A 7,949-nucleotide genomic window follows, 5' to 3' on the forward strand; every position below is an offset into this window, starting at 1 on the left:
GTGTTCCCGGTGAAGGACAAAAGAAAGGTTCGGAAGAGCTTGACGGCAGAACCGGAATTAGACAACAGAGGCTCAGAGACACAGAGGAGAATAGAGAAAAGAAAGAAAAAGCAGGGAAAAAACTTCGCTTGATCTTCTCTGCGCCTCTGCGCCTCTGTGGTCAGAACACACAGGCCGACAATTCCCTCTTCGATTGCTGCAACGACCCCCTCTAACTCCCCCTTAAACAAGGGGGAGAATTTTTCAGAGTCATTTTTTACGGCTACTGGTATAAATGGAACCATCATGGCCTTGCTTTCGCGCCGGTCGCAAGTTCGGCGTCGCCTTGTTAAACATGGAGTTTCCGCCGCCTATGCCGAATTCTTCCTTCCCTCAATGCCTGCTCAACGGTCTTGACGCGGCGCGGGCGGGGAAACCCCCGCCCTCCCCGGAGTTTGAGAAAAAGCTGCGCGAAATACTCGGTCAACACGGGGATGGCGGGAGAGGCCGGGTCTATCTGGTTGAGCTTGAGCCGCTTCGGCGGCAGTTCGGCAAAAAATGGGATATTATGGCCGGAAAAATCCATAATGCCGTGCGCGAAACCGTCGAATCCCATATGTCGGCGGCGGACGCCTGTACGCCCTATGCGGATACGTCCTATCTTATGGCCTATTCCCGGCTGGACCGGCATGAAATACAACTTAAGTGTTCCCTTATCAGCAGAGAACTGGCGCGGAGGCTGATCGGAACCGAGTCCGCCTATAACGAGATCAAAATCAAGGAAGCGACCGTTGGCGACGATGGCCGGATCGCCTTCACCGAGATCGCGGACATCGGGACGGTTATGAATAACCAGACCGGCAAGCCTTCCGTTAAAAGTGAGAGCCGACTGCTTGCGGAGCCGAAGCTGTGGGCCGGAGATGTCATTGACCGGGACGGGATACGGTTCATCTACCGCCCTCTGCTGGCGCTGCGGGGGATGATTGTTTCCACCTATATCTGTCTGGCTATCAAGCAAGATTCCGTGGGTTCCTTTTTCTCCGGTTACGCGATTCTTCCTGACCCCTCCAGTACTTTACAGATAGCCGACCTCGACCTGCTTACCATGGCTACGGCGGCTACGGAGTTATCCCTCATAATGGAAACAGGAGCGAAGACGCTTATTTCCCTGCCTGTTCACTTCGAGACGATCGCCAACAACCGAACCCGGACGAAATATCTCGACTACTGCGGCAGACACCTGAAGAAATACGCGAACTTCCTGGTTTTTGAACTGGTCGGACTTCCCGAAGGGGCGCCGCAATCCCGCATTGTCGAACTGGCGGGAATGCTACGCCCGTTCGCCAGAGCGGTGATCGCCCGTTTCACGATGGACAGAAAGACCTTCGGCTTGTGCCGCTCCGCCAACCTGCATGCGGTGGGCATGGACCTCTATTACCACCATGAGGGCGAAGCATCGATCATGAGGCAGTTCAACCGGTTTGTGGAGGCCGCGAACAAGGAACGCCTCAAGACATATGTGCATGGAATCCACACCATCAGCCTGAACACGGCGGCAATTGCGGCGGGGTTCGATTATATCGGCGGCTATGCTCTTTCCTCGGTGGCGGAAAGCCCTATGCCGGCCCGGCGCTACGATCTGTATTCGATGTACAGGCCGCTTCTCGGGGAGTGACTACCCCCTCCTAACCTCCCCCTTGTTAAGGGGGAGGAATTCTTTCCCCTCCTTACGAAGGAAGAGTCAGGGGAGCCGGTATCGCCTCGTACAGCATTATATCGTCATCTATCCCCTTGAGCCGGAATTTCCCGGCCTCGCGGAAATGAACGCCGTACGACGCGGCCATGTCTTTGACCGGCCCGGTAACCATGGTCTGCCCGCCGGTCGCCTTGGCGCAGACGCGCGCCGCAATCTGCACCGGCGCCCCGAAATAGTCGTTTTCCTCGCGGATGGGATCGCCGGAATTAAGCCCGATGCGCACCTCGAATCTGGACGCTCCGTGCCCGGCATTGTGCCTGACTATGCCCTGATGGATCATCAGCGCCGCAGCGACGGCGTTTCCCGCCGGCGGAAAACAGGCCATGATGCCGTCTCCGGTATGCTTGACCTCATGGCCGTGATGAGCGGCGATGGCGTCGCGGACGACGGCGTTATGGGCATGAATGACCTCCTGGGCGCCGAAGTCGCCTTTTTCCTGGGTCATGCGGGTTGAATCGACGATATCGGTAAACATGATGGTTACAATGCCCTGGGCCTGCGAGGCGGCGGCGACGGGGCTGTTCCAGTTCTTCAGGGATACGGTCAGTTCCTTAATGGCATAAGACTCGTTTTCTGCGGCCATGGTCGTGGCGCGGCATCCGCTTTCGATCATCGACCTGTATCTGGCGCTGCCATGGTAGTCCGGGAGTTTGGAAGCAAAGGCCGCAGCGGTTTCCGGCCTGCCGCCGGAGGCGACGACGATATCGCGGACAAGCGCCGTTACTTCGTCCCCGGAAAGCTTTTTTTCCCGGCCATAGCCTTCGCAGGCGCCGGCCAGGAAAAGATCAAGCCCGAACATTTCATATGCGTCCCGGCTCTTCGTCAGGCCCCCGACGGCCTTGCCGATGCGATTCATGAAAGCGGTCATGGCCGAGAGATGTTCCCCGGAGGCGGCGGGGGGGGGTTCCTCTTTGCCGATTCCGCCGGACGGTTCCGGCGCATGACTTTTCGCCATGATCCCGTCGCTCGGCCCCATCGCCAGACGGCGCTTTTTGTCCATGGCGATTTTTTGTTTTCCTGATATCCGTGGCCGGGAAACGGCTTTGTGGACATCGGTCTCGCCGGGGCTTTTTTCGTCCTTCTTTTCCTGCTTGCCGGCGCGGCGCACGGCGGCGAGCCTTTCCGGCCTGAACATGGCGTGTTGCAGGCCGGGGCTTACCCAAACCATCACCTCGACGGCGCCGTGTCCGCTTGCGCCGAATTTGACGCCCATCAGCCGCACGCCGTTGAAGCCGCCTTCCCTGTCGAGCCGCACGGCTTCGGCCAGGGCTTCTTTTTTTTCTTCGTGAAGGAAGCAGGAATGAAGACTCCACCTCCCGTCTTTCAGGCAATAAATATCATAAGTGGACGGGATGACCCCGCCGGGGGTCTTTCCGCCGGTCATGCGGCGTCGCCCCGCCCGCCGTTCTCCGCCAGGGGCAGATAGACCGCAAAGGTCGATCCGGCGTCGGGCGCGCTCCTGACCGTAACGACTCCTCCATGCTTTGCGACAATGGTGAATACCAGCGAAAGCCCCATGCCGGTTCCCTCCCCCTTCGGCTTGGTCGTGAAAAAGGGAGTAAAAATCTTTTCCATGATCTCCTTGCTCATGCCGCAGCCGGTATCGGTCACGGCAATCATTGCGTGTGGACCGGCGTTCAGGGGCGGATTGGCGGCGGCGAACCCGGCATCGACCTCGACGCGGGACAAGGCGACGGTGATTGTTCCGACTTTTCCTTCCAGCGCATGCGAGGCGTTGACGACAAGGTTTATTATCACTTCCATGATCCGGGTTGCGTCGGCCATGATCATGCCGACGCCGGCGGTCAGCTTTTGCTCGATGGCGGCGGTAGACAGGATGGTGTTGCGAAGGATGCTTATCGCTTCCTCAACCAGAACGTTGATATCCGTCAAGACCTTTCGGGTTTCCTCCTGACGGCTGAAGGCCAGAATGCGCGAAACCACATCCTTCGCCCGCGCCGCCGCCTGCAACACCTTCTCAAGGCGGACGCGGTTACGGCAGCCTGCGGGAAGATCATCCATGACCATTTGAGACAAGGTAATGATCGGCAGCAGCATGTTGTTGATGTCGTGGGCGACACCTCCGGCCAGATTTCCCATGGTCTCCATGCGTTCGGTGATTTGCCGGCGCCGCTTTATTTCCAGTTTCTCGGTAAGATCGATGAAGCTGACCACAACGCCGGTAATCCGGTCTTCGTCGCGAATGACCGAAGAGCGATAGGACACGGGAAGACTTGTCCCGTCGGCGCGCCGGAAGGCGTCCTCCTCGACCTCCACGGTCTTTCCGGCCTTCATGGCCGACAGGATCGGGCATTCGCCTGAATTATGAATAAGCTCGTGGATGTTTTTTCCGATCAGGGATGACGGCTCGGCATAGCCGAGAAGGGAAACGGCGGCGCGATTGACCAGCGTGCAAACGCCGGCGGCATTCATGGAAAATAAACCTTCGACGGTAGAATCGAGGATAAGGCGTATTCGTTCCTTGGACTCCCGGACCTTGCCTTCAGCTTGCCGGTGTAACTCCCTGTTGCGGATCGTCACGATGCCGAAAGCCACGTCGTCCGCCAGTTCCTGAAGCATATCCGTCACGCCGGGCGTGAACCGTCCCGGTTCGGCGGCAATGATCGTCAGGGCGCCCAAGGCCGTTCCCTCCCTCAGCAAAGGATATGACGCCCCAGAGCGGCAGCCGTGTTCAATCGCCGTGTCCCGCCAGGAAACAAACCTGTCGTCCGCCGCGATGTCCTGCGAGACGACTACCTTCCCCTCGCGCAGCGCCAGACAAGGAAGGGACAAGGCCGAGGCGTCATCGCCGTTCCACCGGATAAATGCCCCTTCCGTCGTAAAGGGACACGGCCCCGCGTGGGCCACCGTCCGTATCCTTGATCCGTCTTCGAGGTAGCAAAGGAAGGCGCTATGGAACCCTCCTTTCTCCAACGCCACCCGGCAGATATCCTGTCCAAGGATATCCTCGCGGGTCATGCGTAACAGTATCCGGTTACTGGCGCCCAGGGTGGCCAGGGCGCGTCTGGCGTTGTCAAGATCACCCACGCTTGCCTGAACGGCGGCGGCGGTTTCGTCCATAATCCGGGCCAGTTGCCCGAACTCGCCGCCGGTATAGGGCAGTCCGCTGCGGGCGCTAAGGTTTCCGGCGCCGATCCGGGCGGCAGTCCGCGACAGGGCCGACAGAGGCCGCACGACGAATCTGTCGCCTCCCCAAAGCACCCCTCCCAGCGAGACGGCAAGCGCCGCCATCCCGATGACGAGACTGATCAGCAGACGACGCCGGGCGTCGGACGTCACCGTCTTTCTGGGCATGGACAAAAAGAGATACATGGGGCCGGCGACCGTATCCAGAAGCGGCGAATAGGCGAAAAGCCTGTTCAATCCGTCCAGGCCGATTCCCTCTATTACGCCTTCGCCGCGCCGGGCCAGGATTTGATTAACCGGAAACATATGCGCGGCGTTCTTGCCGCTCCATCCTTCCGGGTCGGGGTAGCGCACGACGACCGTACCCATGCCGTCTATTATCACCAGACGGGAATCCGTCGATAAGCCGGTTTTCGCCAACTCCCGGCGCAGCCATGCCAAATCAATAGATACGAAGAAAATGGCCGACGCCTGTCCCGCCTCATCCCGCAGCGCCTTGGCGAAGACGATAATCGGCTTGCCCAAAACTTTGCCGGTCAGCACCTCGCTGACCACCGTTTCCGTTGACTGCAACGCCTGCCGGAACCATTTCCGGTCGGCGAAGTTGACGCGATCCTTGGGAAGAACTGCGGCGCATTCCAGGTCGCCGTCGGGCCGCACCTTCGCGAACTGGACAAACTCCGGGTGTTGCGGAAGATACGCCAGGAGTTCCCGTGAACACTCCTCGACGGAAACGCCGGGGCGCATTTTTGGATGCAGCAACAAGTCAGTCAGGATCATCTCGGCTTTTACGGCCAGGACCTGCTGCCGGGAGACAACCAGACGCGCATCATCCCGGAGGTTTTCAAGGGCTGCGGAAATGTTCCGGTTACGCTCGTCAATCGACTGCCACACGACCATGCCGCACGGCACGGCGAATACCGCCAGCAGCAACAGAACCAGGCGGCCGCGCAGGCCGATCATGAAGGGAGGTTTAACGGATTGCATATCATTCCAGCGGCTATTGACGATGACTCATACAGGAAAAGAAAAATTCTCCCCCTTTCCAAGGGGGAGTTAGAGGGGGTATCGGCAGCAACCTCCCCCTGCCCCCTCCTTGGTAAGGAGGGGAAAGCGCCGACGGCGTCATTCCCCATGATCCTTCCAGTCGAGCAGGGGGCGGTAGGACTGTTCAAGGCCGAGCGAGTAAGCGCCGTCGGGAGCGTCGGCTACCGACGTCAGCGCATAGCCGTCGATATAATCGAAGCCGGAGGCGATGGCCGCCGTCTTCATGCTCAACGTGCGAACGCCGTGGATGTAGGTCTTGAGATTCTGGTTATTGGCCGCCTCGACGAACCCGTTCATCTCGCGCATGATATCCGCCTCTTTTCTCTTGTCGGAAAAGATATCCGTTCCCGCCGCGTGCAGTCCCGCTATGCGGTAAGCCATGAAATTCCTGTGATCGAGGGAAAATCTGGCGGTTACGGCCCTGGCGTGGGCGCGCAATGCCGAGACCAGTTCGACGATGCGGGACTGGGGAATGCCGTCCGGCAATTCGACCAGCTCAAAAACCATGCGGTCGTCGTGTCCCGCCAGCAACCCGTTGCAAAGATTTATAAAATCCAGTTTCCTTTGTCCCGAGGCCAGGGTTTCAAAATGCACCGGAACGGAAAGAAGGGCTTTCTTGCCCTCCATGGCGATCCTTTTCAGTTCCTTCGAGGCGATGTGCAGGACGTGAGAATCCAGCCTGGCGATCCCTTCAGGGTCGCATGGGTCGCGCAACAGATCGTAACCGTAAACAAAGGCGCCGTTGCCGGTCTCCATCACCGGAACGCTCAGGAAAGTGGTTACCATCTCGTGGCGAACGTACCACAGGGGGCGGAAAACAAGCCTGATCCTCGACCAATCAATATCCTCTTTTTTCCCGCCGGCTTTGGGCTTTGGCGGCGCCGGGGCCGCGTTCTCCCTTTTTGTCTTCACGACCTCTTTCTTCAGTTGTTCGGCCAGCCGGCCGATGCTCGGTAATTTCTCGAAATAGACTTTTCCATCCTCCTTCAGGGCCAGGGTGCTGACATCGGTGAAGTTGGAAGCGGTCTGCCTGCCGATCAGGCGACCGGTAATTTCCTGGGCGATCATCGAGCATTTCAGTTGCGCTTCCTCCTTGCTCAGGGCGGCGAAAACGACCAGATAGGACAGGTCCTCGTAGAGGGTGCAAACGTCCTGCGGCCCCAGCCGTTCTTCGATGGCGGAGCGGACGATATGGTGAGCCTTGTTTTTAAGCCGCTCCCAGTCGTCGCCCAGCATGTCCTTGATCTTTTCCATGCCGATCAGATGAACCCGCCCGGTGCTGACCGTCGGATTGCCGGACAGCGCCTTGTTCAGGCTGTCGAGAAAGGCGCCATGGTCCCCGCCCGCATCCACCTGGGGCTTCTTGGAAAACGGTTTTTTCCAGAAAGACATCATCCCGTCATCCTAATCGGTAACGCCCAGCGCATTGACTGAAAGAAGCACTGTTTTATGAACCACCACAGAGACTCAGAGGCACAGAGACGCAGAGAGGAATAAGGAAAAGTCATTAATACACGATCCTTCTAATGCCATCCCTCAGAACAGCCGTATTAAAGTTCAGCAATAACGCCGTACTCAAGCCGCTTAGTTTGAGGTAGGTCAGTAATTGGGCCTCATGTACGGGCAAAATCTTTTCAACAGTTTTCAGTTCAACGATCAACCGTTCATCAACAACTATATCCATTCGGTATCCGCAATTCAGTTTAACCGATTTGTAAAAAACGGGCAGCGGCGCCTGACGTTTGAAAGCAATTTTATTTTGACCCAGTTCATAACAAAGGCATTCCTCATAAGCCGATTCAAGTAGACCAGGCCCCAAGCTTTTATGGACTTCGATAGCTGAACCAATAACTTTATCTGTTAACGGGTCTTTGTCTTTATTCATCACGACACATTTACTCTGACGGTTGTCAGACCACAGAGACACAGAGGCGCAGAGAAGATTAAGCGAAGTTTTCTTACCGCCTTTTTTCTCTCTCTATCTTCCTCTGTGTCTCAGTGCCTCTGTGGTCCATAAAAC

General features: G+C 57.6%; 5 protein-coding genes and 1 pseudogene. 2 read left to right on the forward strand and 4 right to left on the reverse strand.

Annotated elements, in window-relative coordinates; genetic code table 11:
• Positions 1–284 (reverse strand): annotated as a pseudogene (locus tag A3H92_12560) (hypothetical protein).
• Here A3H92_12560 and A3H92_12565 point away from each other — a divergent pair.
• Positions 275–1,654 carry a hypothetical protein gene (locus A3H92_12565; protein ID OHC76196.1) on the forward strand — a complete coding sequence of 460 codons (1,380 nt, stop codon included), beginning with the start codon at positions 275–277 and terminating at the stop codon, positions 1,652–1,654. The pseudogene A3H92_12560 and the gene A3H92_12565 sit on opposite strands and share 10 nt — an antisense overlap.
• A 52-nt stretch (positions 1,655–1,706) precedes the next feature.
• Here the strand turns inward: A3H92_12565 and A3H92_12570 are convergent, their stop codons facing one another.
• From A3H92_12570 to A3H92_12580, 3 genes are all read right to left on the reverse strand, one after another.
• Positions 1,707–3,119, reverse strand: coding sequence for a hypothetical protein (locus A3H92_12570; GenBank protein ID OHC76197.1), 1,413 nt, complete (start codon positions 3,117–3,119; stop codon positions 1,707–1,709).
• Positions 3,116–5,869, reverse strand: a complete 2,754-nt coding sequence (locus A3H92_12575; protein ID OHC76198.1) for a hypothetical protein — start codon at positions 5,867–5,869, stop codon at positions 3,116–3,118. Before A3H92_12575 ends, A3H92_12570 begins: the two co-directional genes overlap by 4 nt.
• A gap of 138 nt (positions 5,870–6,007) precedes the next feature.
• Positions 6,008–7,324 carry a hypothetical protein gene (locus tag A3H92_12580; protein ID OHC76199.1) on the reverse strand — a complete coding sequence of 439 codons (1,317 nt, stop codon included), beginning with the start codon at positions 7,322–7,324 and terminating at the stop codon, positions 6,008–6,010.
• A gap of 220 nt (positions 7,325–7,544) precedes the next feature.
• Between A3H92_12580 and A3H92_12585 the strand changes: the two genes are divergently transcribed.
• The gene (locus A3H92_12585) at positions 7,545–7,736 is read left to right on the forward strand and encodes a hypothetical protein (GenBank protein OHC76200.1); all 192 of its coding nucleotides are present in this window, start codon (positions 7,545–7,547) and stop codon (positions 7,734–7,736) included.
• The last annotated feature ends 213 nt before the right edge of the window (positions 7,737–7,949 follow it).

It is taken from the genome of Rhodospirillales bacterium RIFCSPLOWO2_02_FULL_58_16 (assembly GCA_001830425.1).
GTDB lineage: Bacteria > Pseudomonadota > Alphaproteobacteria > Rhodospirillales > 2-02-FULL-58-16 > 2-02-FULL-58-16.

Coding starts and splice junctions, on each gene's coding strand:
- A3H92_12580 (OHC76199.1), bottom strand. CDS start 7,324: ATGATGTCTTTCTGGAAAAAACCGTTTTCCAAGAAGCCCCAGGTGGAT.
- A3H92_12585 (OHC76200.1), top strand. CDS start 7,545: ATGTACGGGCAAAATCTTTTCAACAGTTTTCAGTTCAACGATCAACCG.
- A3H92_12575 (OHC76198.1), bottom strand. CDS start 5,869: ATGCAATCCGTTAAACCTCCCTTCATGATCGGCCTGCGCGGCCGCCTG.
- A3H92_12565 (OHC76196.1), top strand. CDS start 275: ATGGAACCATCATGGCCTTGCTTTCGCGCCGGTCGCAAGTTCGGCGTC.
- A3H92_12570 (OHC76197.1), bottom strand. CDS start 3,119: ATGACCGGCGGAAAGACCCCCGGCGGGGTCATCCCGTCCACTTATGAT.